Origin of the sequence: Lutimaribacter pacificus (assembly GCF_900142185.1) — a bacterium.
In the GTDB taxonomy this organism is placed as follows: Bacteria; Pseudomonadota; Alphaproteobacteria; order Rhodobacterales; family Rhodobacteraceae; genus Lutimaribacter; species Lutimaribacter pacificus.
The window spans coordinates 11,594-34,299 of record NZ_FQZZ01000007.1; the positions used below are offsets into that span (position 1 = coordinate 11,594).

Annotated in this window: 25 protein-coding genes; 9 read left to right on the forward strand and 16 right to left on the reverse strand. The window is 64.4% G+C overall.

What is annotated here, in order from left to right:
• Nucleotides 1–4: 4 nt before the first annotated feature.
• From F3H87_RS16245 to F3H87_RS16255, 3 genes are read left to right on the forward strand one after another with little or no spacing between them, the layout of a single operon-like run.
• The gene (locus F3H87_RS16245) at nucleotides 5–388 is read left to right on the forward strand and encodes a hypothetical protein (RefSeq protein WP_027264462.1); all 384 of its coding nucleotides are present in this window, start codon (nucleotides 5–7) and stop codon (nucleotides 386–388) included.
• Entirely contained in the window at nucleotides 372–1,124 is a 753-nt protein-coding gene (locus tag F3H87_RS16250; protein ID WP_036051621.1) for a phosphoadenosine phosphosulfate reductase domain-containing protein, read from the forward strand. The genes F3H87_RS16245 and F3H87_RS16250 overlap by 17 nt, the downstream gene beginning before the upstream one ends.
• Nucleotides 1,121–1,627, forward strand: a complete 507-nt coding sequence (locus F3H87_RS16255; RefSeq protein WP_071974364.1) for a JAB domain-containing protein — start codon at nucleotides 1,121–1,123, stop codon at nucleotides 1,625–1,627. Before F3H87_RS16250 ends, F3H87_RS16255 begins: the two co-directional genes overlap by 4 nt.
• On the opposite strand, the gene F3H87_RS16260 is transcribed toward F3H87_RS16255, so the two are convergent.
• The gene (locus F3H87_RS16260) at nucleotides 1,624–1,959 is read right to left on the reverse strand and encodes a type II toxin-antitoxin system RelE/ParE family toxin (RefSeq protein ID WP_027264460.1); all 336 of its coding nucleotides are present in this window, start codon (nucleotides 1,957–1,959) and stop codon (nucleotides 1,624–1,626) included. The genes F3H87_RS16255 and F3H87_RS16260 overlap by 4 nt on opposite strands.
• A complete protein-coding gene (locus F3H87_RS16265) occupies nucleotides 1,959–2,234 on the reverse strand; it encodes a hypothetical protein (protein ID WP_027264459.1) in 276 nt (91 codons plus the stop codon). Before F3H87_RS16265 ends, F3H87_RS16260 begins: the two co-directional genes overlap by 1 nt.
• Nucleotides 2,235–2,861: 627 nt before the next feature.
• Here F3H87_RS16265 and F3H87_RS16270 point away from each other — a divergent pair.
• The 6 genes from F3H87_RS16270 to F3H87_RS16295 all read left to right on the forward strand — a co-directional run bounded on the left by F3H87_RS16270 (nucleotide 2,862) and on the right by F3H87_RS16295 (nucleotide 11,184).
• Nucleotides 2,862–3,791, forward strand: a complete 930-nt coding sequence (locus F3H87_RS16270) for a DUF2493 domain-containing protein (protein WP_027264458.1) — start codon at nucleotides 2,862–2,864, stop codon at nucleotides 3,789–3,791.
• Between the two features lie 592 nt (nucleotides 3,792–4,383).
• A complete protein-coding gene (locus F3H87_RS16275) occupies nucleotides 4,384–4,629 on the forward strand; it encodes a hypothetical protein (RefSeq protein WP_027264457.1) in 246 nt (81 codons plus the stop codon).
• Between the two features lie 851 nt (nucleotides 4,630–5,480).
• On the forward strand, nucleotides 5,481–5,687 hold the full coding sequence (locus F3H87_RS16280) for a hypothetical protein (RefSeq protein ID WP_027264456.1): 207 nt from the start codon (nucleotides 5,481–5,483) through the stop codon (nucleotides 5,685–5,687).
• Between the two features lie 565 nt (nucleotides 5,688–6,252).
• Nucleotides 6,253–6,846, forward strand: coding sequence for a helix-turn-helix domain-containing protein (locus tag F3H87_RS16285; RefSeq protein WP_027264455.1), 594 nt, complete (start codon nucleotides 6,253–6,255; stop codon nucleotides 6,844–6,846).
• Nucleotides 6,833–9,160, forward strand: a complete 2,328-nt coding sequence (locus tag F3H87_RS16290) for a relaxase/mobilization nuclease domain-containing protein (RefSeq protein WP_027264454.1) — start codon at nucleotides 6,833–6,835, stop codon at nucleotides 9,158–9,160. The genes F3H87_RS16285 and F3H87_RS16290 overlap by 14 nt, the downstream gene beginning before the upstream one ends.
• Entirely contained in the window at nucleotides 9,160–11,184 is a 2,025-nt protein-coding gene (locus F3H87_RS16295) for a type IV secretory system conjugative DNA transfer family protein (RefSeq protein ID WP_027264453.1), read from the forward strand. Before F3H87_RS16290 ends, F3H87_RS16295 begins: the two co-directional genes overlap by 1 nt.
• Nucleotides 11,185–11,254: 70 nt before the next feature.
• On the opposite strand, the gene F3H87_RS16300 is transcribed toward F3H87_RS16295, so the two are convergent.
• The 14 genes from F3H87_RS16300 to F3H87_RS16360 form a co-directional block, all read right to left on the reverse strand.
• Nucleotides 11,255–11,818 (reverse strand): hypothetical protein, encoded by a 564-nt coding sequence (locus F3H87_RS16300; protein ID WP_017467933.1) that lies wholly within the window; start codon nucleotides 11,816–11,818, stop codon nucleotides 11,255–11,257.
• Nucleotides 11,811–12,080, reverse strand: coding sequence for a hypothetical protein (locus F3H87_RS16305; RefSeq protein WP_036051617.1), 270 nt, complete (start codon nucleotides 12,078–12,080; stop codon nucleotides 11,811–11,813). Before F3H87_RS16305 ends, F3H87_RS16300 begins: the two co-directional genes overlap by 8 nt.
• A 331-nt stretch (nucleotides 12,081–12,411) precedes the next feature.
• Entirely contained in the window at nucleotides 12,412–13,491 is a 1,080-nt protein-coding gene (locus F3H87_RS16310; protein ID WP_027264452.1) for a type IV secretion system protein, read from the reverse strand.
• 6 nt (nucleotides 13,492–13,497) lie between these two features.
• Nucleotides 13,498–13,902: a hypothetical protein gene (locus tag F3H87_RS16315; protein ID WP_027264451.1), complete on the reverse strand. Its 405-nt coding sequence runs from the start codon at nucleotides 13,900–13,902 to the stop codon at nucleotides 13,498–13,500.
• Nucleotides 13,899–14,090, reverse strand: coding sequence for a hypothetical protein (locus F3H87_RS16320; protein ID WP_027264450.1), 192 nt, complete (start codon nucleotides 14,088–14,090; stop codon nucleotides 13,899–13,901). Before F3H87_RS16320 ends, F3H87_RS16315 begins: the two co-directional genes overlap by 4 nt.
• Nucleotides 14,087–15,076, reverse strand: a complete 990-nt coding sequence (locus F3H87_RS16325) for an ATPase, T2SS/T4P/T4SS family (protein WP_027264449.1) — start codon at nucleotides 15,074–15,076, stop codon at nucleotides 14,087–14,089. Before F3H87_RS16325 ends, F3H87_RS16320 begins: the two co-directional genes overlap by 4 nt.
• Before the next feature lies 1 nt (nucleotide 15,077).
• On the reverse strand, nucleotides 15,078–16,460 hold the full coding sequence (locus F3H87_RS16330; protein WP_027264448.1) for a TrbI/VirB10 family protein: 1,383 nt from the start codon (nucleotides 16,458–16,460) through the stop codon (nucleotides 15,078–15,080).
• A complete protein-coding gene (locus F3H87_RS16335) occupies nucleotides 16,457–17,125 on the reverse strand; it encodes a TrbG/VirB9 family P-type conjugative transfer protein (RefSeq protein ID WP_036051669.1) in 669 nt (222 codons plus the stop codon). Before F3H87_RS16335 ends, F3H87_RS16330 begins: the two co-directional genes overlap by 4 nt.
• 123 nt (nucleotides 17,126–17,248) lie before the next feature.
• The gene (locus F3H87_RS16340; RefSeq protein ID WP_088626511.1) at nucleotides 17,249–17,905 is read right to left on the reverse strand and encodes a virB8 family protein; all 657 of its coding nucleotides are present in this window, start codon (nucleotides 17,903–17,905) and stop codon (nucleotides 17,249–17,251) included.
• A 10-nt stretch (nucleotides 17,906–17,915) separates the two neighbouring features.
• Nucleotides 17,916–18,743 (reverse strand): type IV secretion system protein, encoded by an 828-nt coding sequence (locus F3H87_RS16345; protein ID WP_223228094.1) that lies wholly within the window; start codon nucleotides 18,741–18,743, stop codon nucleotides 17,916–17,918.
• Entirely contained in the window at nucleotides 18,743–19,876 is a 1,134-nt protein-coding gene (locus tag F3H87_RS16350) for a lytic transglycosylase domain-containing protein (RefSeq protein WP_394444260.1), read from the reverse strand. Before F3H87_RS16350 ends, F3H87_RS16345 begins: the two co-directional genes overlap by 1 nt.
• Nucleotides 19,877–19,886: 10 nt before the next feature.
• Nucleotides 19,887–20,054 carry a hypothetical protein gene (locus F3H87_RS21845; protein WP_169730257.1) on the reverse strand — a complete coding sequence of 56 codons (168 nt, stop codon included), beginning with the start codon at nucleotides 20,052–20,054 and terminating at the stop codon, nucleotides 19,887–19,889.
• Nucleotides 20,051–22,426: a VirB4 family type IV secretion/conjugal transfer ATPase gene (locus tag F3H87_RS16355; RefSeq protein ID WP_027264443.1), complete on the reverse strand. Its 2,376-nt coding sequence runs from the start codon at nucleotides 22,424–22,426 to the stop codon at nucleotides 20,051–20,053. Before F3H87_RS16355 ends, F3H87_RS21845 begins: the two co-directional genes overlap by 4 nt.
• Entirely contained in the window at nucleotides 22,416–22,694 is a 279-nt protein-coding gene (locus F3H87_RS16360; RefSeq protein WP_027264442.1) for a type IV secretion system protein VirB3, read from the reverse strand. The genes F3H87_RS16355 and F3H87_RS16360 overlap by 11 nt, the downstream gene beginning before the upstream one ends.
• Nucleotides 22,695–22,706: the final 12 nt, after the last annotated feature.

Below are 22,706 nucleotides of genomic sequence, written 5' to 3' on the forward strand. Positions count from 1 at the left end.
TCCCATGACACATAATCAATACACGACGCCCGGCACGCGGCTTACCTGGTCCGACGTCGGCGAATGGGTCGATGCGGCCCACCGGATCGGCAGGCGCCGGCCCGGTGCGGCGCGCAACCGGGCCTTTGCCGCCCATGCGGCGGCATTGCCCCGCGACCTCACCAACCGCGAGACGCATATGCCATCGCTGGAGGCGGCGATTCACCTCCTAAAACACGGACATCCCAGTCTCGCCCGGCCGCAGAGAGGCCATCGGGCGGATCACCCGACCACGCCGGTCATCATGGATCTGATGAACCGTCTCGCCGTCCTGAAACGCCGGGATGAGATACCCGCCGGGAACAACTGGACCGCCATGTTCGGAGGTTCCGATGCGCATTCCGGCTGACATCACCGACCTGATCGAGCGCGGCGCCCTTGTGGCGATCAACCATTCCGGCGGCAAGGACAGTCAGGCCATGTCGATCAGGCTGGTTGAGGCTGGCATCCCGCGCGACCAGCTGCTCATCGTCCATGCCACCCTCGGCGACGTGGAATGGCCGGGAACGATCAGCCATATCCGGAAGACCACGTTCGGGCTGCCGCCGGTGATCGCACGACCGCGCCGGTCGTTCTTCGAGATGGTCCGGGCACGGGGCATGTTCCCCTCCCCGCGATACCGCCAATGCACCTCCGACCAGAAGCGCGGCCCGATCGAGCGGGAGTTGCGTCGCTATCTCGCGGCCAATCCCCGCTTCGCCGGACGCATCGTCAGTGCGATGGGCATGCGCGCCGAGGAAAGCGCCGCGCGTTGGAGCCGTCACGTCGTCAGGCTGAACAACCGCAACAGCGTGGCGGGTCGAACCTGGATCGACTGGCTGCCAATTCATGAGCTATCCCGGCGCGAGGTGTTCGACGCCATCGCCGCGGCGGGGCAGGAGCCACATTGGGCCTATGGCCGCGGCATGACGCGGCTGTCCTGCAGCTTCTGCATCATGTCCTCGCTGGCCGATCTGCGATGCGCGGCGCGGCTGCGACCGGACCTACTTTCCGCCTACATGGCTCTCGAAGACGAGATCGGCCACACCCTGCGTCCCGACGGGACGAACCTCCGCGAAACCCTCAACCGATTGGATGCCGCATGACCGTGCATGACCCCCAAGAAATCGTCGAACGTCCGGGGTCCGGCTTCTCCGAGGCCGAGATCGCCACCATCGACGCCGCGCGGGACATCCTGCGCAGGCATGCCCGGTCCACCGCCGCCTTGCAGTCCTGGACCATGCTGACCGACTACCTGGCGCTCAACGCCGTTCGCGAGCGCGTCGAAGTGTTTCGGGTGCTGCTGTTGGACCGGAAGAACAAGCTGATCCGCGACAGGGTCATGACCCGCGGCAGCATCGATCACGTTCCGGTCTATGTCAGCGAGGTGCTCCGCTCGGCTCTCGTTCTTGATGCCTCAGCCATCATCATGTGCCACAACCATCCGTCCGGCGATCCGCATCCGAGCCAGGCCGACATCGATCTCACCCGGAAGATCGTTGAAGCCTGCAAGGTGATGGAGATTGTCATCCACGATCACATCATCGTCGGTTTCGGACGGGAGAAGAACGCGTTCAGCATGCGGGCGGCCGGGATGATGGGTGACTAGAAATCCGGGAACATGTGCCGGGTGGACGCCAGCCTCATCCAGTTCCGTCCACCAAAGGCAACAAGTGTGAGGTAGATGATACCCGCCTCGACACCCGGCCTGAAGACGATGGTCAGACGATGGCCGGACCCGCCATGTCGCACGAGCCAGCCTTCGAGCTTTCCTTCAAGCCGCACGCCAGATGTCGGGTTGTCTGCAATGGATCGCAGCAAGGCATCGACCTCATCCAGGCGCCGAAGAGCTGCTCCCGAGTCGCCCTGGGTGACTTCGATGATGTGATCGACGATGCCGATGAGATCCCGCTCGAAGAACGGATGCCGGACGAACTGCATCAGGCCTTGCGGGTCATTGCGGTCAGATGCGCCCGCGCGCCAGCGGTGACGTCGGAGGCGTCGCCGACCGGTTCCCATTGGTCGAGCGGCAGAGCCAGACGCCGTTCAAGTTCTGCTTCTAGCACCGCCCGTTCGCGCTCACGTTCTGCCTTGGCCTTCGCCAGTTCCCCCGAAACCGCCGCGCTCACATTGGGATATTCTCCGGCTTCGACCAGCTCCCTGGCGAACGCGTAGGCGGTATCGGTAAAGCTGACGGATTGCTTTTGAACGCTCATGGCGGACTCCTTGGTGCTCCAATAGAGTACTGAAATCCGCGGCATCTGGCAAGCCGGTCAGCCCCGACCGAGGGAACCGACCCATGCCTGACGGCCTCCCCTGCTCGGCTGCGCGTGTCGCAGGGGAGATATCGGCCGTCGGCCGATCGCGCATTCGGCCATGCGGCCTCACCGCGGCGTTGCACCCAGGCCCCCGGTTTGCCCGTCTCGCGAGCACGTCGCTCCCCGGCCACTCCGCCGGATTGCACTCTGGTCTGTTTCGGCCAGAGGCCAAAACGATCCCGCCGCTCCATCCGTCTCCCGCGTCCGGTCGCGCCGTTTGCCTGCTCGCGTCGGGCAAACCTGCCGTCAAAACACACACACATGAGCGTGGAAGCATATCCTCCGGATGGCCCCCGAATCAGCCCGCCTCAAGGATCGCAAAACTTTTCGGCGAGGCCGGCGGGTGTGGAGAAGGCAGTCCAGTGCTCGATGACGCGCCTGTGGTGAGCGATGCGCCCGGAAAACTTTTGCGCCCGGCGCGCCGGCGGCTTCGCCGTCCCTGACCCGGACAGATTCGGTGAACCAGACGTACGGCCATGCCACCACACTCACGTGGTGGTTCCCCGAACATCTGGAGACACCAACATGACATACGAGAACGCGAATGCCTACGAGACCATCGAACTTTTCGGCCTGACGGAGAAAGACGCGGAGCTGCCCATCCCCGAGGATCACGTCCTGACCGATAGCATCGTCCGCGAGACTTTCGAGGCCCTGCTTGGCCAGCTGCGCGGCACCGGTCTCGAGACCGAGATCGAACCGCTCGCGCACGGGCTCGCCACGATTCTGCAGCGCCGCAAGATCGCTCTGGGCAAGGAGCTTGACCGCACCGCTGACAAGATCGGCGCCCTGGCAAAATCCCATGACGGGTCGGAGATCGCCGAGACCGCGCTCGAAGAGGCGCAGGCCCGCTTCCTGCAGGTCCGCGAGATCGTCGGGGCCATCGAGGTGATGAGCGAGGCGGCGGCGGAATGCTACGAGGTCGAGACCGGCCACGCCTTCATCCCGGCCGCGGGATCGCGCGCCAGTGCTCGCGCTCAGGAGACCGGAGCGGTCTTCGAGGCCCGGCAGCTGCTGGAACAGCACGATCGCGAGACAGCCGCGAAGTCGAAGGTCGAGGGGGTTCCCCTGATCGTCTCGGGGGCGACCGACTGGACCGATATCGACGTCATCTTCACGACACTCGACAAGGTTCGCGAGCGCATCCGGCAGAACCGCAACCAGGAGATCTTCCTCTGCCACAAGGGTGGCAAGCACGGGGCCGAGATGATCGCCGCCCGGTGGGCTCGGGCGCGTGGCGTCGCGCAGGCGCGCTTCGATCCGCGCTGGTCCGCGCATGGGCGGGCAGCACCCTTCAAATGCAACGACGAGATGCTGGACGACAAGTTCGCCGCGACCGGGGTCGTGCTCTTCGGCGGCAACGGGGTCGCACTGAACCTCGGGCAGAAGGCGGAAGCCAAAGGCCTGACGGTGATGCGGGTCGCCGATCCGGCGAAGAAGACGGCAGACGCGTGAATGAGAGAGGGTCGCCTTTGGGCGGCCCTTTCGTCGTTTTCATCTGCCTGCCCGTAAACTGGCGGTCTCCTCCGCACAGTAAGCCAAGTCGCGGTGGAGGTATCGGCCTGAGGCCGATCGCGCATTCGGCCATGCGGCCTCACCACGGCGCAGCACCCGGCGTCCCGGTTTGCCCGTCTCGCGAGCACGTCGCGCCCCGGCCGCTCCACCGGATTACGCTCCGGTCTGTTTTGCGGGGCAAAACGATCCCGCCGCTCCATTCGTGTCCCGCGTCCGGGCAGCACCCTTTGCCTGCTCGCGTCGGGCAAACCTGTCGTTAATCACACACACATGAGTGCGGAAGCATATCCTCCGGATGGCCCCCGAACCCGTCCGCGTCAAGGATCGCAAAACTTTTCGGCTAGGGGGGCCGGGGAGGAGAGGGCGGTCCAGTGTTCGATGACGCCCCCGTGGTGGGCGATGCGCCCGGAAAACTTTTGCGCCCGGCACGCCGGCGGCTGCGCCGTCCCTGACCCGGACAGTTTCGGCAACCAGGCATTCGGCCATGCCACCACACTCACGTGGTGGTCCACGAACATCTGGAGATGAGATCATGACCGACGAGAACAAGACCGAGGACGACCTTTGCCGACACTGCGACCGCACAGGCACGTCGCAGCGCGGAACTTCCACCGGGAAAGACCATCACGATATTGGCGGCCATGTCGTCCCCTGCGTCGCCTGCGGGAAAGACGCGTTGCGGACCGATTGGGAGACTATCGATGGCGGGAGCGTCAATTTCCACTGGCGGGAGGCCTGTGCGCATTGTTCGCACCTCAGCGAGTCTCTCTTCGCCTGAACAGTACCTTTCATCGGGCGGCCCCGTCGCCCGGTGATCCCTCTCTCTAACCCTTCCACGCTCTCGACGACTGCGACACCATCCATAAGTGCAGCCCCGCCCGGCTAAGGCCGGGCGGGGCTGCTGCGCTCCTCAACTGTCTGTGGCCCCTCAGTCAGACGCAAATAACATGAAGGTCGGTGGTGATCGATCGTCGGTCATGCCGGGCCCCTGCCGGCGGTTGCACCGCCGTCACCGCGCTCGCAGGTTCCGGCCGTGCCGGCCTCCACCCGGAACACGAGGCCCCTGGACGTGCTGAGTGGCATACCCCGGCGGCGGTCTCCTGACGGAGCCAGCCGGCGGGGTTGCCCTCATGCGCGCCAGAAACCCCGCGATCCGCCCGTCCGGGTGCAGATCGCTGGGGCGGGCGCAGCGCATCGACCGCGCCGCCCGATGACGGCGACCCGTCCGGGCCGACAACTCTGCTGCCAGACCTGCGGCTGTATCACCGCCCCGGATCGCCACACAGGCGACGGGGAAGCCGAGCTTGAGGCAGACGATCGCGGTCGTGCCGATCGGGCGCACGCGAACCATCGCGCCGACGCGTTGGAAGCGGGGGCGGACCTGGTCACGTCTGACATAACTCGACAGGACCGATGGCGGCTGAGGAGCGGGGTGCACATTTGGGTCTCCCCTCTTTGCTCATAGATGTGGATCGCACGGGGTCGGGCGGTCCGTGCCCTCCGCTCACGCTCCGGCAAACACAAATACGGTTTCCACGCGCGGGGCGCGCGGACCCTCCGCATTTGTGTTTGCGGACCTCCCTTGCCCCCCGTGCCGGGTGATCCCCATCGCAAAAAGGAGAGACCCAAATGACCAACCACTACGTCGCCACCGTTCCCGTCAAGTTCACCGACAACGAAGGTCAGGAGCGCACCCGCTTCCAACGCGTCGGCGCGATGTTCCGCAACACTCGCAACGGGGACGGCTCGGAGTTCTTCAGCCTCAAACTCGACTTCCCCGTCGCGGTCCAGGAGCTGGTGATGTTCCCGCCGAGCGCGAAGGAACCGCAGGAATAGTCCGCCTCAAAGATGGGCCGCCCTAGGGGCGGCCCTTTCCCTGTTTCAGGGAAGGCTGCGCTGTACCCGGGAACCCCTGCCTTCGGCCGGCGTCCCCGGGAAGGCGTCAGGACCGCAAGCGGTCCTGACGGGGGATATCAGAGATCGCCTGGAACAGGTCTGCCGGCCAGCCTCAAGGGGGCCATCCGGAATAACAGTCGGGCTACGCCCGCCGGTTTTTCCGGCAGAGATTTGGGCCGAGCCAAATCTGGCCGCCCTTGACCCTGTCCGTCAGCCCCGTCGGTGGAGGGATGCGCCGCCCCTCGCTTCCGTCCGAACACGGGTCCGTGTTCGGCCAGACCCTCGGGCGCGGGCATGACAACGGGCGGCCGAGGTGCGGTTGGAGATGGTCGGGTTTTCTGGGCCCTTCGGGCCGGGCCTCGCACCTGCGGTGCTCGGCTCGAAGCGGAATTCAAGGTCGCCTGGGGGCAATCTGCAATAATATTGTATTGACCGGTAAATATAGTTTCGTATGATGAAGGCGACCTTGAATGAAGGTGGCAGGAAATAGGGGGGCTTTCTTCGTATGAGCCGGACCAAGAGACTGACACAGACGGAGCGGGCGGAGATTATCCGTGAGGCCGCAGCAGGTGTGGGGACTTCCGCGCTCGCGGAGCGGTTCGGGGTCACGCCGCGGGCCATCCAGTACACGTTGAAGGCGGACGAAGAACGCCAGAAGGATGCGGCCGTGGCGACGGCCGCGGTGACGGTGAAGCTGACACCAGAAGAGCTTGCTGCGCTGGATGAGGTGCTGTCCGCGGCGGGGATCGAGACCCGCACGGAGGGGGTCCGGCGGCTGATCCAGGCGGCGGGGGGAACGTTCGTTCCGGACGCGAATCTGGCGGCTGAGATGGCGCGCTACCGGGCCTCCTTGCACGAGGTCGGCAACGGCGTCGTGCAGGTCGCCAAGCAGATGATGAAAGCCAGCCGGGAGGGGCAGGGGGAAGGCTCCGCGCCGAACGCAGAGTTGTCCGAACTGCGCCTCGTGCAGATGCGTGCGCTGGCGCGGTTCATCCTCGATTCCGCTGACGAGATCGACCTGCTTTTGCGCCGTCGTCGGGATGGGATGCGGCTCTCCGCCACTGCCGCTCTGAGGGAGTTCGCCCATGCGGCTGAATGATGCCGTCCATGACGTCACCGGAGAGATCTTCCGGGATGGCTGGAGCCGGATACGGGGCTCGATGCAAGGGCTGCAGGCGTCCCGGCAGAGGCAGCTCGTGCGCGCCGCTGCGGGGCATCGTGCGGCGGTCTTCAAGGCGATCCGGGGCGGGGGCACGCATTCCAAATCCCAGCTCATGAACCAGCTTGATTACCTCACCACCAAGTCCTCGCATATCGTGGACAGCAGCGGGTTCCTGGATGGGAAGACGAGGCTTGAGGGATCGGAGATCAAGGACCTGACGGAGCGGTTCGCCAAGCGCTGGAGTGCGGGGTTCAAGCCCAAGCTCGGACAGACGACGCATATGCTGATGTCCTATCCGATCGGCACCCGGGGCGAGGACGTGCGCGACATCACCGCCAATGTCGCCGAGCGGTTCTTTCAGTCCGAAGAGGGACATTTCGACTACATCATCGCGGTGCATGAGGATCGCGATCACCCCCACGCACATATAGTTTTGAATCGCCGGTCGCAGGAGGGTGAGTTCTTCTTCCTGGGTCGCGATCACCGGTTCAACTACGACGATTTCCGCCTCGCCATGGTGGAAGAGGCCGAGCGGTTCGGCGTGCGTCTGGAGGCCACGCGGCGGCTCGATCGGGGTGTCGTGCACTACCCGCCGCGCACCCGCGAGGTCTATGCGGCCAAGGTTGAGGGGCGGGCCGCGGAGCCACGGCCACGGGTCGGGGCCGATCTTGATCGCGCCCTCGAAGAGATCGCAAACACCCGGATCATCTATCACTCGCTTGCCGCTGAGGCCTCTGCGGACAACCGCGAGGACATCGCCGATGCCCTGTTCCGCTCGGGAGAGCTTCTGGCCAAGGGCGGCAAGCTGACTTTGGAAGGAGGCGTCTACATGGCAGAGGAGCAATCGTTCGAGGATCTGAGGACCCGTTATGCCGATCAGGTCGCGCGCGTCCAGGGCATGATCGATGCGAAGCCGGAGGCCGAACGGCCGCGGCTCGAGCGCAGCCTCAACGAGATCCAGTCGCGGCTCGCGCATATGCAGCCGCTAGGGCTCAGATCCGTGACATTGACCGAAAAGCCCTCGGAGGGCGGGGTCTATTCCGAGACCAATATCGATGCGGCCCGGCTCGACCGGTTGCGAGACCCCGAGGTGCGGGCGCAGGTCGACACCGCGCTGCGCGGGACCGGGATCAGTTCGTCCGTGGTGGTCGCCCGGATGGAAACCGGCGCGCAGAACGCCGCGCTCGAGCGGCAATGGATCGCTGACGATCTGGCGCGGGTGGCCGAGAGGGACGGTCTCAACCTCGAGCGCCGCGCGGATCTGGAGACGGCGCGCGAGACCCTCAACCGGGCCCATGTCCAGCTCGGCGTCGCGCTGGAGCGGGCAGGGGTCTTGCGTGAGGACGGTGTCGTGGAAGATCGCACCGTGACGGAGAGGGTCCATTATCATCGGGACGCCACTGAGGACATGGAGCGCGCCATCCGCCAGGACATGCGTTCGGAAGGTCTGACCGAAGACCAGATCGAGGCGCGGGAGTGGGAGATCGTCTCCCGCGCGGAGCGGCGTATCGAAGAAGAGCAACGCAGCTACCTCGATGCGCATCCCGAACTGCTCGCGCGCCCGGGCGACGTGATCGACCGGTCCGAGCCCTACCGGGAGCGCATCACCGACGAGGCCCGGGCCCGCGAGATCACCCGCGAAGTCGACCGGATCATGGAAGGTCGCGACGCGCGGACCCCCGTTGCGGATGCCGTCACGGACGAGTTCCGCGCGCGCTATCCCGATATGCCGTCGCATCTCGCCCGCGGGCTTGGCGCGACCTATGCTTCCGTCACCGATCTGCGCGACACCGAGGCCCTCAACCAGGTCCGCCGCGACAACGAGTTGCGGGAGGTGGCGCTCGACCTGCGCGACGGGCGGCTTTCGGACGCGCGCGAGGGGGACGCTGTCGAGGGGGCACCGATCGCCGATCCGGACATCCGGCGGGTCGTCGACCATGAACGGGCCGGCAATCTGCAGTCGCCGTTCCAGGACGACGGTCAGCGACTGACCTACCGCGACGCCGTCGAGCGCGAGCTCGACGCGGCGCAGATCGACCGGCTGCGGGACGGGGATGTCGACGTGCTGAAGACCCAGATCGAAGACCGTCTCGATCGGCTCTACGCCGCGAAGACCTACCTGCAGTCGGACGCGGCCACCGCCAACAGCGAGGCGACCCGCGCCGTGGTCGAGGAGATCGCCGACCGCGAGTTCGAGCTCCACCGCGCCGATCTTGTCGATGGCGAGACCGAGCGCGGGGAGACGCACTGATGGGAGGGGTAGGGAAGGGCCGCCTCGCCCTCGGCGTCGCGCTGGTCACACTGGTCGCTATCGCGATCGGCTATGTCATCGCCTCGGCCGTGATCAGTTTCCGGGACCTGGGTTTCCGGGCCGAGATCGACTTCTTCTATATCGTGCAGAACTACCGCGCCATCGGGGCCGCCCGTCCCGACGACTTCCGCCTGATCAACCTGATCATGGGCGGGGCCGGGGTGGCGGGCCTCATGATGAGCCTTGCGATGTCGGGCTCGGCGCTCACCCGGTTCGGCTATACCCATTGGCAGACCCGCCGCGAGATGAAGCGGAACGGCTTCTTCGGCGCGCCGGGCACGGGCTTTGTGATCGGCAAGCTTGGAAAGCCAAGCTCGCGTGCGCCGTTCCTGTGTTCCAAGACCTTTCCCCATGCGTTGATCGTAGCGCCGACCGGGCGCGGCAAGACCACCGGCTTCGTCATTCCGAACCTCCTGACCTGGCAGGGCTCAGCGGTGGTGCTCGACGTAAAGGGAGAATGCTTCGAGGCCTCGGCCCGCCACCGGGCGGCGCAGGGTGACGAAGTGTTCCGCTTCGCGCCCACGGATTGGGAGGACAGGCGGACGCATCGCTACAACCCACTTCTGCGCATCTATGAGCTCAAAGACCCGGCCCGCCAGCAGATGGAGTTGCAGCTCCTGGCCACACTCTTCCTGCAGAACGACAACGACCGTGTTCAGGGGCTTCTCAAAGGGGGGATCGATCTCTTCGTCGCGGCCGGGCTACTCGCGTTCCAACGCCGCAGGCCGACGCTCGGCGAGATATACCGCATCGCCGCCTCGGGCGGGCAGAAGCAGAAGGAATATCTCGCGCGCGCCCATGAGGTCCAAAACGCCGCGGCGCGGCTGATCTTCACACGGCTGGCGTCCACCAACAACGATACGCTGACATCCTATGTCTCGCTCCTGATGACCTCGGGCCTCGATCAATGGCAGAACCCGGCGATCGACGATGCGACGGCGACCTCGGACTTCGACTTCCGGACGATCCGCAAGAAACCCTTCAGCGTCTACCTCGTCGTCCAGCCCCTCATGGTGAAACCCCTCGCACCTCTGATCCGGCTCTTCTTCTCGGACCTGCTGTCGGCGCTTCAGGACAAGGAACCGGGTCCGGACGAGCCCTGGCCGGTTATGATCATGCTCGACGAGTTCAACCGGCTCGGAAAGATGCCGATCGTGGCCGAGAGCATCGAGGTGCTGCGCGCCTATCGCGGGCATCTCGCGGTGGTGACCCAGACCATCCCGGCCATCGACGAGATCTACGGCGAGAACACGCGGCGCGCCTTGCAGGGCAACGCCGGGATCAAGCTCTACCTGACGCCCTCCGACGAGAAGACCGTCGAGGAGCTGAGCAAGGCGGTCGGCAAGACCACGAAAACCGTCGTCACGCGGTCCCGCGCGGTCGGGAAGAACCCGTTCGAGGGCCGCAGCCAATCGGAGCGGACGGAGGAGGTGTCGCTCCTGCCCGAGGATGAGGCGCGGCGCCTGCCGCTCGACGAGATCGTCGTCGTCGTGGACGCCCAGATGCCGGTCCGGGCCAAGCGCGTGGTGTATTTCGAGGACCCATTCTTCAAGGGCATCCATGCCGCCCAGGAGGGGGAGCTACCCTTCCCGACGGGGCCGGTCCCTCCGATGGGGGAATTGCCCCTGAGCGTCAGGGCGATGCCCACGGCGCCGCGGGGGTCAGGTCTCACGGAACGTGATTTCGAGGCCAGGATGGGGCTAACAGAAGGCGGAGGGATTGCACCCCTTGAGTCCGGTCCGGCTCAAGCGCCTCGGCGCGGCCGCGCCGCTGTTCTTGCGGATGATCAGCGGCAGATGGAGATGGAGTTCGGGCGGCAGGCAGATCTGGAGGTGGAGGCTGCGTCCGAAAACGACGTCGCCCGAGTTCAGGACGCCGTGAGTGATCTCGAGCGGTTGGAGGCGGAGATGTCCGGTTCGGAAGCAAACGTCAGCGAGACGGGCGAGAAATTCGGGCTTGGCTGAGCCGCCATGCGGGCGACACGAAAGAATGTCGCGATGGTGTCTTGTGGCCACGGCCTTGAGCCGACCATTGTCACGGGTGAAGAAAGCCAGGGTCGTCGCGCTCTGGTCGAGGGGCTCGCTCAATCGTCGCAGGGTCGATCTCACGCATCGTCAACTGGGCGTTCACCCTGCGGGCCGCGGGGCCCGCACGAAACCACTTCGCGGCGGAAGCCAGGTTAAAGCGCGGACGACGCTGCCCCTTTGCCGGGTTTGCGGCCTCCATCAGAACCTCGATCATTTCATCGATGCGGTAGAGGCCACCCGCAACGGGGAGGGGCATCTTGCGCTGCTGGAGCGCCTGTCGCTTTATCTCGAGCTTCTCGGCGACATCCGCGAGAGACACCAGGTCGGGACGGACCTCGCGCAGGACTGTGCCTTGCGGCAGCGCCTTGATCAGAGCCCGCGCCGCTTCAAGGATCGCGCTCTCGGCCTCATCCCCTTCAAGTTCCAGTTCTACACCCAGAAGACCGGCGTGACCGGTGCCCACGAGCGCATCTTCAAAACCCGCCTCGAAGATCGCGTCAGAGAGCGAAAACGCATCGTGCTCTCCGTCGGGGAGTGCAAAGACCAGTTCGAATTCGAATTCTTCAGCCATTGGCATTACCTTCGTCGTTCTTCTGAAGCTTCACGCAGGCCAGGGCCTTCTGTCGGATCTTTTTCGCGAACTGCTGTGGATTCTTCGGGGTCGACCAGACAGACATCTGACAAAACTCGCCACAGCGGCAATCCTTATCGTTGGCCGGGCATCGGAGGATCCCCCACGCGTGCCCCTTGCCCTCAATAAGGTCCCATCCCAGCTCTTCGAGCTCCTGGATGACGGCCTCGATTTCCTTTGACGTGTGCTTCTTCCTTGGCACCCTAGATACCCCACTTTCTTAAATTGTCAAGTGACAAGTTAATAGCTCAGCAAAACGTCGCTGCAATTTACTGTCCGCTACCGGCAATTTCCCATAGGAAGCTTGCCGTCAAATGCTTTGATGTGAGAACGGGATACAGGACGGACGTCCCAGACAGAAACACCGGCGCGGATGCCGTTGCGTCTGATCCTGTAGCAGTGTGCCGTCCCCAGACGCGGCACGATGCCACCAACGCAAAACCATTCATGCTGTCTGTCATGATCCCAGCAGGCAGCAAAGGTTTGACCTGCGAACAGCCTGTTCCGGCTAGTCGTGCCACCTCCGGTCAACTCTACCGTCGGCCCAGCCTGTTCAGCCGTGCCAGTTGCGCAAGCATGCGGGCACCGGTGCTAGATGAGTCGCCTGAAGGTGCAGCCGGCGCACCACCCGCGGCATTAGGGCGGGTCGGGAGCGCCTGTACGCCGAGAAACTGCCTGGCCCGAAGCGCGGCATATTCGGCGCCTGTCGCGCCTCCGATGGCGTATCGGTTATAGACTTGCTGACTTCCTGCCAAGCCTCGGGCGAAGGCGTAGCTTCCGCCAAAGCCCGCCGAAAGCGCCGGCATCATGATGTTTCCGGAGACCGACCGGACGATGAAGGGCGTGGCGATGATGAACCCCTTGGCCATGAGGACCATCATGAAGAAGGGCAGGAGGGCGCCGATGTTCGAAGCCCCCTCCGGATCACCAAGTTCGGCGAGCAATGCGCGCGAGACCCCGGTGATGGTCGCGAAAACGCCGGCGATGACGATGGGGTAGATCGCGAAGGAAATCAGCGCCGAGAGCCATCGCGCGAAATAGTCCTTGGTCACCTCGAAGAGGGTCAGGAAGATCATCACCGGCGCGATCCCGATCAACAGCGTGATCATGAGCCTGGAGGCGACGACAATGAAGGCCGCCAGCCCTCCGAGGATCGAGAGCAGGAGAACGCCGAGCGTGTCGAGAAGCGCGCCGGCCATCCAGTTCAACTCGGAGCCTGCTGCGTTCAGGTAATCCCCAAGCGCCGCGATGAGCTGATCGAACTCCTCGGCGAAGGTTCCAGACGGACCTGGCATCCCGCCGCCGACCGACGCGACCAGCGATCCGGCGATGCTGTCTATCCCGTTCAGGATCGCGGATGCGAGTGCGTTGAACTGGACCCAGTTGGTCGCGAATATGCCAATCAGGCCGATCTTCACGGCGAGCCAGAAGGCGGTCCGGCCGTCCATGGAACGGTATTGGTAGATCATGTTGAGACAGACGAGGATGACCACGAGCGTCGTCCCGAGGACCAGCATCGTTCCGACCGTGGCGGCCACGGCCCCGAACTGGGTTTCCGCCGCTGAGTCCAGATAGCCTTCGGCCGTTTCCACGAAATACGCGACGACGCTCATGACCCGCTACCAGTTGCCGGCCGCGTCGCAGATCGGCATGGCCTGCTTTCGGAGATCGTTCGCCCGTCGGCGATAGTCTGACGTCGCCTCGACCACGCTCCAATAGTCAGTTGAGGAATAGAGATCAAAATAGACCGCCTCAGTTGCCTCCCAAGGCGGATACCGGGTGGCGCAGGTGCAGCTCTGCGCGTCGACGATGCGTTCCATGCTCTGAAACCGGTAGATTTGCTGGACCAGGAGCCGCTTGTAGGCGTCGCGCGCCTCTGTGTTTCGCATCCACTCCGGCTCGGGCGGCTGATCGGGGCAGACATCGGGTTGATTGTCGAGCGTCGGGACTAGGTCGCGCTCGGCCGATGCGATACTGCCCGAAAAAAGAAGGAATGAGCAGACGAGAATGGTGACGCGTGTCATGTCGCAGTCTCCGTCAGCCGGTCCGCGACCTCACGCTTGAGGAACGCGGTATAGCCGTAATCGCCCGCCTCGGCCGAGATCACCTCCCAGCCTTCGGCGCCCCGTTCGTTCAGGGCGCGCCGCATCTCTTCATAGTCCTTCTGCTTCTTCACCTTGCAGAACAGGATGTCGTACTCAAACTGCTTCATGCATTGTGCCTTTCCTGCAATTCGGTTCCAGGGAGATAGAATTCGGTGATGCCGCGTTCGCCGTCCTCGCGGCCGGCCTGGATAATCACGTCGATCGAGCTCTCGATGTATTGGATCATGTCCTGGTAGGTCATTGGGATCTCGGTCTTGAGCGCTGCGATGGCCAGCCGCTGGACGGCGAGTTGTGGGGTCTCGGCGTGGAGTGTTGTCATCGAGCCGCCATGGCCGGTGTTGATCGCCTCGAGGAAGGTCATGGCCTCTTTGCCGCGCACCTCGCCGAGGATGATGCGGTCGGGCCGCATGCGCAGCGTCGCGGTCAGGAGCACGTCGGCGGACTGGAACTCCGCGTCGCGGTTGGCGATGAGCGTTACGGCATTGGGCTGGGCGGGCAGCAGTTCCGCCGCCTCTTCGATGGTGACGATACGTTCCTCGTCGGGAACGTAGGAGAGGATCTTGCGCGCCGCGACGGTCTTGCCGGTCGAGGTGCCGCCGGAGACGATCATGTTGAGCTTGTTTTCGACGCAGAAGCGGATGGCCGCGTAGATGTCACCGGAGGCGACGACCTCGCGCAGCGCGCGGTTCTTCTCCTGGCGCAGTTCCTCGAGCTTGCGTTCTTCGCCGTAGAGGAAGCTGAGTTCGATCCGGTCGAGCGGCAGGTTGGAGAAGAATCGCAGCGAGATCGACATGCCCGCGAGGACGGCGGGCGGGGTCACGACCTGGGCACGGATCGGTCGGCCCCGATAGGTGATAGAGACCGAGACGATGGGCTTGTCCTTGCTCATCGTCGTATTGGCCGACGACGCGATCTGGTTGCCGAGATCGCGCAGCTCGGTGACGCTCAGGCGCTGGTCCAGCGCGCGCATGAAGTGATCCCCTTGGAACTCACCCCAGCAAGAGCCGTCGGGGTTGATGCATATCTCGATGACGTCGTCGCGACCGGCGTCCGCGAGCTTGTCGAGTGAGGTCTGCAGATAGGAGAGCGTCATCTCAGAAAATCTCCAGATCCCGGTCGACCATGACGGTGACGCGTGCGCCTTGGTCGACGTAGATGACGGGCCCGATGGCGAGATATTCGCCGATCACGGAATCGGTGGCGTCCGCCAGGTCATCGCCCACATCTTCAAGTACGTCTGCGGTGGTCTCATCCTCGACCTGGGCGGCGGCCACACTCGGGGCGGCCGAAATGATGGAAATCAGCGCGGCGGAGCCGAACCGCTCGTCAAAGCGGGTATCAACAAAACCGGTGACACCCGAACGGCCCAACGCGTCTCCCCCGAAGGAGCTGATCTGGACGGTCTGGTTGTTTGGTAGAATGATCCGGTCCCAGGCGATGGTGACGCGCTTCTGGGCTATCTCGATGCCGGAGCGGTAGCGTCCAATAAGGCGCGAGCCGCGCGGGATCAGGAGCCGTGAGCCGTCATAGCTGAAGACGTCTTCGGAGATGATGGCACGGGTCTGTCCGGGGAGCGAGCTGTCGAGTGCGGTCTCCATCACGGCCTGGATCATCGTGCCCTGAATGACCGTGTTCGAGGGATTTGCGATGACTTCGGCTTGTGTGATGGCGCTCGGCAACGCGCCGTTCAGCACGAAGTCTGTCACCTCGCCGAAGGTGCGTTCGGTGAGTTCTGTCTCGCCCGCATTGGCGCCGCCCGTTCCGCCGAAGGCGATAACGGGGGAGGAAATCCGCCGTTCCTGGAAGGCACGCTCCTCCTCGGCCCGGCGTTGCAGCTCGGCCAGCCGCCGCGCCTCTTCCTCACGTCGCATCCGCTCATCTTCGCGGGCGCGCAACTCTTCGTCGGTGGGTCCGAGCGGGGCGGGTGCCGGCTTGTTGGCCTCCAGCCGCGCGAGGTCCAGGTCCATACGCAGCTGTTGCAGCTCCCGATCTCGTGCGGCGAGTTCGGTCTGGAATTGTTCCTGAGCATTCTCGGAGGCGTCCTGTAGGGCTGCGATCCGTGCGGTCAGGGCATCGATCGCCTCCGCTGCCGCGCTGTCCGCCCCGGCGTCGGTGTCCGGCGCGTCGCGCAGTTCCTCGATCTGGGCCTGGAGTGCGGCGATCTGCGCCAGAAGTTCGGCGTTGGGTTCTGGTTCGACGAGAACGATCTCGGGTTCCGGGGCGGGCGGCGGCACGAAGGGTTCGATCTCTCCGAACCCGTCACCCTCGGTTTGGAACTCGTCCGGGGTGGCCGTCGGCAGGGCGACCTCTTCCCCCGGGCCCGAAAACAGCAAGAGGACCAAGCCGCCCGCCAGGATGAGCCCTGCGAGGAGGAGGGCGAGGAGCGGTAAGCGGTGTTTCGGGGCGGGTCCGTGGCGCGGGTTGCCCCGTTCGAGCGCAGCAAGACGCTGTTCGAGATCCGGGTTGTTGTCACTCATGAGGCGGCCTCCGCGGGCGGCGTCGCCTCGATACACACCACGTCCTCGCCCAGACGCAGCACCCATTGGCGCCCCACGCCCGAGACACGGATCACACCGTCTTCGACCGCGCCTGTGTTCACCGTGCGCTCGCGCCCGTTCGTGTAACGGAAGATCGCCGGGACGGGTGCGTTCCGTGGGAAGGCGAAATAGGTGAAGGTGCCGTCGTCCCAGACCCGGGTCGGCGTGAACTCCGTCCGTGCGCTGGCCCCGTAATTGGTGTTTGGCGCGGCGCGTGCGATGGCGTCGGCCGAGCGGCGATTGTCTTGCGGGTAGCGGAATTGCACGACATAGAAGGTTGGGCTCGAGACCTCGTTCACGTTGAAATAGTAACTCCGTCTGTTGGTGTAGACGGTCACGTTGGTATGGACGCCGCGGGCGACAGGTTTGATCGCAAAGGCGCGACCACCTGGGACGCCGTCGATCTCAAATCCTTCCGTGTCGCCGGCGATGATTGAGCGGATGCTCTCGCCTGTCCCGAACTCGATGGTCGTGACATGGGTCAGGGAAACGTTCAGCCTGTAGACCTGGCCTTCCTGGTAGGACGCGACCCGCACGCGGTGGTCGTTGGGTCCCCCGCGCGGGATCGCCTCGGCTGACGCGTGGGGCGTAAACAGCGAGACCATCAAAAAGGCCGCGACGAACGCCCGGGCGTGTGCGGTGTGTTTCGCATTGTTATTGCCCTGCCGCTTCTGACGTATGTGGGACGCTGGCAAGGCGTTCTCTGAATTCTTTTTGGTGAAACGCACTTACTGGTTCTCCAATCTGTCCGAACGGATCGCGTATTCGACGACCGTGAAGCCAAACGGGTTAGTCCAGACCTGGTCGATGGAGCGGCTCTCTTCCGGGCGGAACTCGAAGAGGAGCGTCGCGGTGAAGAGGCCCGCCTGAACCCCCTGAATCGACGTCAGGCGCTTGCGAAGCCGCACCGTGGCCCGGTTGTTGCCGATCAGGTTGATGCTGAGAATCTCCACGTCGAGGCGGGCGTTGGGTCCATAGACGGTCGGGGGATAGTCGGCATTGGCCGAATTCCAGATCTGGCGCAGTGAGGCCCCTGCGGCACGGTCCGAACGGCGCAACACGCTGCGGATACGCACGTCATTGTCGAGCTGGTTGTAAACCTCGCGGTCGGTCACGTAGCGGAAGACCTCCGCCTCGATAATGGCGCGGTTCTCGGTGACGGTGGTGGCCCCGACGGTGGCTTCGGGGAGGGCGAAGCCGGTGGCGGGATCGTAAGGTACCACTACAGGGGGCGGATCGACATCGAGGATGGACACGGCGGCCGCGCTGAGGCAGCCCAGGATGCCAAAGCCGAGGCCGAAAAGTCCCAGGCGCTGCCAGAGCCGTTCCCGTCTCAGCGCGCCGTAGACCAGTTCCTCCTCGATGATGGCGGTTTCTTCGTCCAACAATCAGTCCTCAATCCGCATTCAGTTCCGGGAGTGTGAACTCCATGAAGCGTTGTTCTTCGGCGATGGTGGCGGCATCGATCACGCCGCCGGTGCCATCTCCTACGGTCTGGATCGCTTCGAGCTGCCACATGGCGACGAGCGCGATGGCGAGCTCTGCCGTCACCCGCGTGTTGAGATCGACGCTCTCCTTGAGCTCATCCATGTCATCGATAAGCCCGACGAGCCGGTCGACACGTTCGAGCGATTGCCCGGCATCCTCGTAGCTGTTCTGGGCGGCGGCCGAGACCAGCGCGCCGGTCGTGGCCTGTGTCGCCACGCGCTCGGCCCCGGGATTGCCGCTGCGCGCCATTTCCGAGAGCGTGTCCTCGTCGAAGCCGAGATCGGCCAGCACCCGGTCCATCTGGGTTTCGATCTCGCTGGCACCGGATCCGGTGAGCCCGGAGAAATCCCCCGTCTTGATCGCCTCAATGGTGGCGATGATATCGCCGAACTCCTGGTCCAGGAGACCGTTCAATTCGTCCTCCATCTGTGTCCGGATGATCTCGGGCAGCTCTGCCAGACGGGTCAGCGCCTCATACGTTCGTTGTAGCTCGGCGAGCTGCTCCGTAAGCGTGGCAAGCTGTTCGCGGAGCTGCACGAGTTGCTCGTTTTGCAGGATCTCGTCCTCGATCATCTGCCGGAGCTGCTGGATGTTTTGGGCGATGTTCTGGGTGTCCACGACCGGCACGCCCTGGGCCAGGACGGGGGGATTGGTCACGAAAGGCGAGCAAAGCGCCAAGACGCTGGCCAGGGTCAACGTGCGAAGTGGTGCTGAAATGAACATTCTGCGGGGCATCAATCCAGATCCTCCAATGTGAACTCCATGAATTCGTTCTCGACCATGCGGGCCGCGGCCTGGGCCAGTTGCGCGGCACTGAGCGGCCGGGTCCGTGCGGCTTTCAGGCGAATGCGTGCGGCCATCAGCCGGACTAGTTCGGCGCGGGCATAGGTATTGAGCGCCATGCTCTCCTGGAGGTCCTCGGTGCCGCCGATCCGGGTGACGATGTCCTGGACGCGCAAGGCGGCTTGCCGGATGGCGGTGGGGGAATTGCTGCCGTAAAAGGCGGCCCCGAATCCGCTGAGCGAGAGATGGGCATTGGCGAGAAGCGCAGGGTCGATCGTGCCGAGCGCCTCGATGCCACCGATCCGCGCGAGGTAGAGATTGTAGCGTTCGGGGATGACCCTGACGTAGTGCCGGGTCTCCTTGAAGGGCGGTACGCCGCCATATTCGAACACCCGGCCCGGACCGGCGTTATAGGCCGCGAGCGCGTTGACGATGTTGCCGTCAAAGGTGGCGAGCTGCGCCGCGAGGTAGCGCGCGCCGCCTGTCACCTGCAGGTAGGGGCTTTCATAGTATTCCGGGTTGATACCGAGATCGCTCGCGGTGCCCGGCATGATCTGGGTGAGGCCGAAGGCGCCCACAGGCGAGCGTGCGCCGATGGAGAACCGGCTTTCCTGCCAGATGAGCGCCTGCAGGAGGGCGCGCCATTGCACGACGGAAAGACCGGCCCGCCCGACCCCGGGTTGCCCGTGGGTCTCCTGGGCGACCCGGATGATCAGCTGCTCGATGTTTTCGGCCGCATCCCCGAACATACCCGCGCCGCCCGGATTGGGATCGACATCGCCGGAGCCATAGACCGCCTCCGCGGACCGGTCCGGATCGCTGCCGCCACCCTCGAGGTCTGCGACCATGCCCGGCAGCCCCTGGCCACCGAAGCTCGTCTGCGCGTCGAGGATGGCGCGCAGCGTGGCGAGCTGTTCCCGTTCGATCTCGGTCAGCAACTCTTCGACGATGAGTTTCTCACGCTGGACGGCGAGGTCGGCGTCCCGGTCGCCCGTCTCGACGATATCGCGGGCCGTCAGCCCGGAATCGTTGGTGGGAACGCCCTGGGCGAGCGCGGCTGCCGACAGGAGAGCCGCCAGGAGAATATGTGCGACCCTAGACCTCAACGCCGTCTTCCGCGTTTCCGATGGGTGTGAAGATGCAATCCGGCTCGGCGCGGTAGAGCGAGGCGCGGAAGGCGAAACAGTTGGCCTTGGGTTCGCGATATTCGGCGCAGGAAGAGAGAACGCCGAGCGCGGCGAGGAGGATAAGGGGTCGGATCATGAGAGCCTCCAGAAATCAGGACGGTCGCGGTAGTCGGGGCCGACGAGGGCCTCGCCCTTTTCCATGCCGCCGAGGATGGTGAGGAGGGGGCCGAGGGCGGAGAGGTCGGCATCGACCACCACCGAGCCACCGTCGTCACGGATGAGCGCGAGGCGGCTGTCGCTGCCGGTGTTCAGGAGCACGTCGAGTTCCTTCTCGAAGAGGTTCAGCATCGCGTAATCCGAGGCGTGCGCCCGGATGTTGGGGAGCAGGATCTGGGTTGGCACCGCCTCGACGATGGTCTTGCCGGTCCGCGTGCGTTCGAGCTGGCTCGCATATTGCGTCATCATCACCGCGACCGTGTTCTGTTTCCGGGCGGTCACCAGCCAGTTCGAGAGCCGTTCGGCAAAGTATGGGTTGTCGAGCGCCTTCCATGCCTCGTCGATCACGATGATGGTGGGACGCCGGTCCTCGATCTCTCGCTCAATCCGGCGGAAAAGATAGGAGAGCACCGCCATGCGCTCCTTCTCGCTTTCGCTGTCGAGAATGCCGGTCAGGTCGAACCCCACGACGTCGCCATCAAGCGAGAAAGTGTCCTCCAGGCTTTGGCCGAAAATCCAGCCGTATCGCCCATCCTCGGTCCATTCGAGAAGCCGCTGGTGAAGATCGCCATTGTCGTCGGTCGAGACAAAGAGCGAGGCGAAGTCCTTCCAGTTCCGCAAGGCCGGGTTGGTGGCTGTGGCGTTCTGGCGGACCACCTCCTGGATGCGGTTCGTTTGCGCCGGGGTCAGGGGCTTGTCGGAGCGGTAGAGCAAGGAGGCGAGCCAATCCGAAAGCCAGGCCGTGCCGCGCTCATCGATCTCGGTCCAGAGCGGGTTGAGGCCGGTCGCCTGTCCCGCCTTGATCGAGGCGTAGCGCCCGCCATTGGCGCGGACGGCCATTTCCATCCCGAGCCGGTAGTCGAAAACGAAGATGCGCGCGCCGACCCGCCGGGCTTGCGTCATGAGGAAGGCCGAGAGGACGGACTTGCCGGAACCGGGGCGGCCTAGAATGAGGGTGTGGCCGCTGGTGGGCTCCGTCTCGGGGCTGCCCTGCTCGTGGTAGGAGAACCGGTAGGCGCTCTGCTCCGGGGTCGGGAAGAGTGTAATCTCCTGGCCCCAGGGAAGCTGGTGTTTTTCCTTGCCGAGTTGCGTCCGGTGAAGTGCTGCGAAGTCCGCAAAGTTGCGGTTGGTGACGGCACTGGCGCGGACCCGTTTTGGCTGGTTGCCCGGATGCTGGCTGAAGTAGTGAGATTTCGCGGCCATCCGCTCGCCGATCATCTTCACGCCTTCGGCGGCCGCGGCGTTGACGATCTCGGCCCCGAGGGTTTGCAACTCGTCGAGACTGTCACAAAAGACGGTCACGACCATGTGGTGTTCGCCGAAGCTCTGGCGTTTGGCTTCGAGATCATCGTGCGCGATGTCGAGCGCTTCGAGGAGCGAGAGCGCGGCATCCTGCGAGGCTTGCATCTGGCGTTTCTGCCGCTTGATCCGGCCCGCCATCAGGTTCGAATTGATCGGTGTGAAGGAATGGGTGACGATCATGTCGACCGGCAGGTTCAACATGTCGAACATGGTGCAAGTGGTGCCTTCGGCATATTCGCCGATGGTGAAGCTCTTGCCGTAGCGATGACCGACGACGCCATCGGATAGCTCGAAGTGATCCTCCAGAAACGTGACCCGGGTATTGGCAACATTGTAGGCGAGAAACCCGTAGCGGTTTGCCGGATAGAGCGGCAGTTCGCGGCCGGTGTTGAGCGCGCCGAGGAACCCGACCAACTCGCCAGAGTCTGCTGAAAGGATGCGGGGCTTGAGTTCCGCCAGGCCGGAGGTGAAAACCCCGACTGCCTCTTTGAGCCGCCGGACCCGTTTCGCGGTCTCCTCCTTGAACCGCTCCGGTGCGGAACGGTTCACGAAGCCAAGAAAACTCCTGGGCGGCGGGCGGTGGATGATGGTGAGTGTGAGGGTCTTGTCCCGGAGACCTGCCGAGGCCAGCTTTGCGCGCCAGGCATCATCCACGGCGTGAGCGAAGCCGTCCCCCTTGACCGGGAGCAGGTCCGGCGTGATCGACTTCGAGACCTTGTGCACGTAGTAGCTGAACTCGGGGCCCAGCTGCGCGATGATCCGGGCAAAGAGCGCCGTCACCTTGTCGAGATAGGCGTCGTCCGTGGTGTAGCTGTTCACCCCGCTCAGGCGGATGCATTGGAAGAGTTCGTTGACCCGGGTGCGGACTGTCTGATCATCGACGAGGCTGACATAGGGCAGCATGTGCGCGAGGCGTTTCTCGCGGGCATACCAGTCCGGCATGAGGGTGCGCTCGTCCACGGTCTCGTGCAGGGCTTCACTATGGCGCATAGCTGTCGCCCCCGTGGATGGAGCGGTTCCGTGTCGGCGGGGTTTCCTGAAGCGCGGTCATCATCACGTCGATGAAGCGTGGATCCCAATCCGCCGCCTTCCAGAGGACCGGATAGAGCACTGCCGCCACCGCCAGCACCACCATGTGCTGAACCCAGACGAAGAGTAGCACCGAGCCGAAGAGCCAGACCATGGCATACATGATCGGCAGGCCAAGGAGTTTTGGCGGGCGGACAAGGCCCAGGAAGAGGGGGGATCGCTCTGCCACGTTGTCGACCCC

Excerpts from the sequence above, each read along its gene's own strand:
- F3H87_RS16245 (WP_027264462.1), top strand. The coding sequence starts at position 5 with ATGACACATAATCAATACACGACGCCCGGCACGCGGCTTACCTGGTCC.
- F3H87_RS16250 (WP_036051621.1), top strand. The coding sequence starts at position 372 with ATGCGCATTCCGGCTGACATCACCGACCTGATCGAGCGCGGCGCCCTT.
- F3H87_RS16255 (WP_071974364.1), top strand. The coding sequence starts at position 1,121 with ATGACCGTGCATGACCCCCAAGAAATCGTCGAACGTCCGGGGTCCGGC.
- F3H87_RS16260 (WP_027264460.1), bottom strand. The coding sequence starts at position 1,959 with ATGCAGTTCGTCCGGCATCCGTTCTTCGAGCGGGATCTCATCGGCATC.
- F3H87_RS16265 (WP_027264459.1), bottom strand. The coding sequence starts at position 2,234 with ATGAGCGTTCAAAAGCAATCCGTCAGCTTTACCGATACCGCCTACGCG.
- F3H87_RS16270 (WP_027264458.1), top strand. The coding sequence starts at position 2,862 with ATGACATACGAGAACGCGAATGCCTACGAGACCATCGAACTTTTCGGC.
- F3H87_RS16275 (WP_027264457.1), top strand. The coding sequence starts at position 4,384 with ATGACCGACGAGAACAAGACCGAGGACGACCTTTGCCGACACTGCGAC.
- F3H87_RS16280 (WP_027264456.1), top strand. The coding sequence starts at position 5,481 with ATGACCAACCACTACGTCGCCACCGTTCCCGTCAAGTTCACCGACAAC.
- F3H87_RS16285 (WP_027264455.1), top strand. The coding sequence starts at position 6,253 with ATGAGCCGGACCAAGAGACTGACACAGACGGAGCGGGCGGAGATTATC.
- F3H87_RS16290 (WP_027264454.1), top strand. The coding sequence starts at position 6,833 with ATGCGGCTGAATGATGCCGTCCATGACGTCACCGGAGAGATCTTCCGG.
- F3H87_RS16295 (WP_027264453.1), top strand. The coding sequence starts at position 9,160 with ATGGGAGGGGTAGGGAAGGGCCGCCTCGCCCTCGGCGTCGCGCTGGTC.
- F3H87_RS16300 (WP_017467933.1), bottom strand. The coding sequence starts at position 11,818 with ATGGCTGAAGAATTCGAATTCGAACTGGTCTTTGCACTCCCCGACGGA.
- F3H87_RS16310 (WP_027264452.1), bottom strand. The coding sequence starts at position 13,491 with ATGAGCGTCGTCGCGTATTTCGTGGAAACGGCCGAAGGCTATCTGGAC.
- F3H87_RS16315 (WP_027264451.1), bottom strand. The coding sequence starts at position 13,902 with ATGACACGCGTCACCATTCTCGTCTGCTCATTCCTTCTTTTTTCGGGC.
- F3H87_RS16320 (WP_027264450.1), bottom strand. The coding sequence starts at position 14,090 with ATGAAGCAGTTTGAGTACGACATCCTGTTCTGCAAGGTGAAGAAGCAG.
- F3H87_RS16325 (WP_027264449.1), bottom strand. The coding sequence starts at position 15,076 with ATGACGCTCTCCTATCTGCAGACCTCACTCGACAAGCTCGCGGACGCC.
- F3H87_RS16330 (WP_027264448.1), bottom strand. The coding sequence starts at position 16,460 with ATGAGTGACAACAACCCGGATCTCGAACAGCGTCTTGCTGCGCTCGAA.
- F3H87_RS16335 (WP_036051669.1), bottom strand. The coding sequence starts at position 17,125 with ATGGTCTCGCTGTTTACGCCCCACGCGTCAGCCGAGGCGATCCCGCGC.
- F3H87_RS16345 (WP_223228094.1), bottom strand. The coding sequence starts at position 18,743 with ATGCCCCGCAGAATGTTCATTTCAGCACCACTTCGCACGTTGACCCTG.
- F3H87_RS21845 (WP_169730257.1), bottom strand. The coding sequence starts at position 20,054 with ATGATCCGACCCCTTATCCTCCTCGCCGCGCTCGGCGTTCTCTCTTCC.
- F3H87_RS16355 (WP_027264443.1), bottom strand. The coding sequence starts at position 22,426 with ATGCGCCATAGTGAAGCCCTGCACGAGACCGTGGACGAGCGCACCCTC.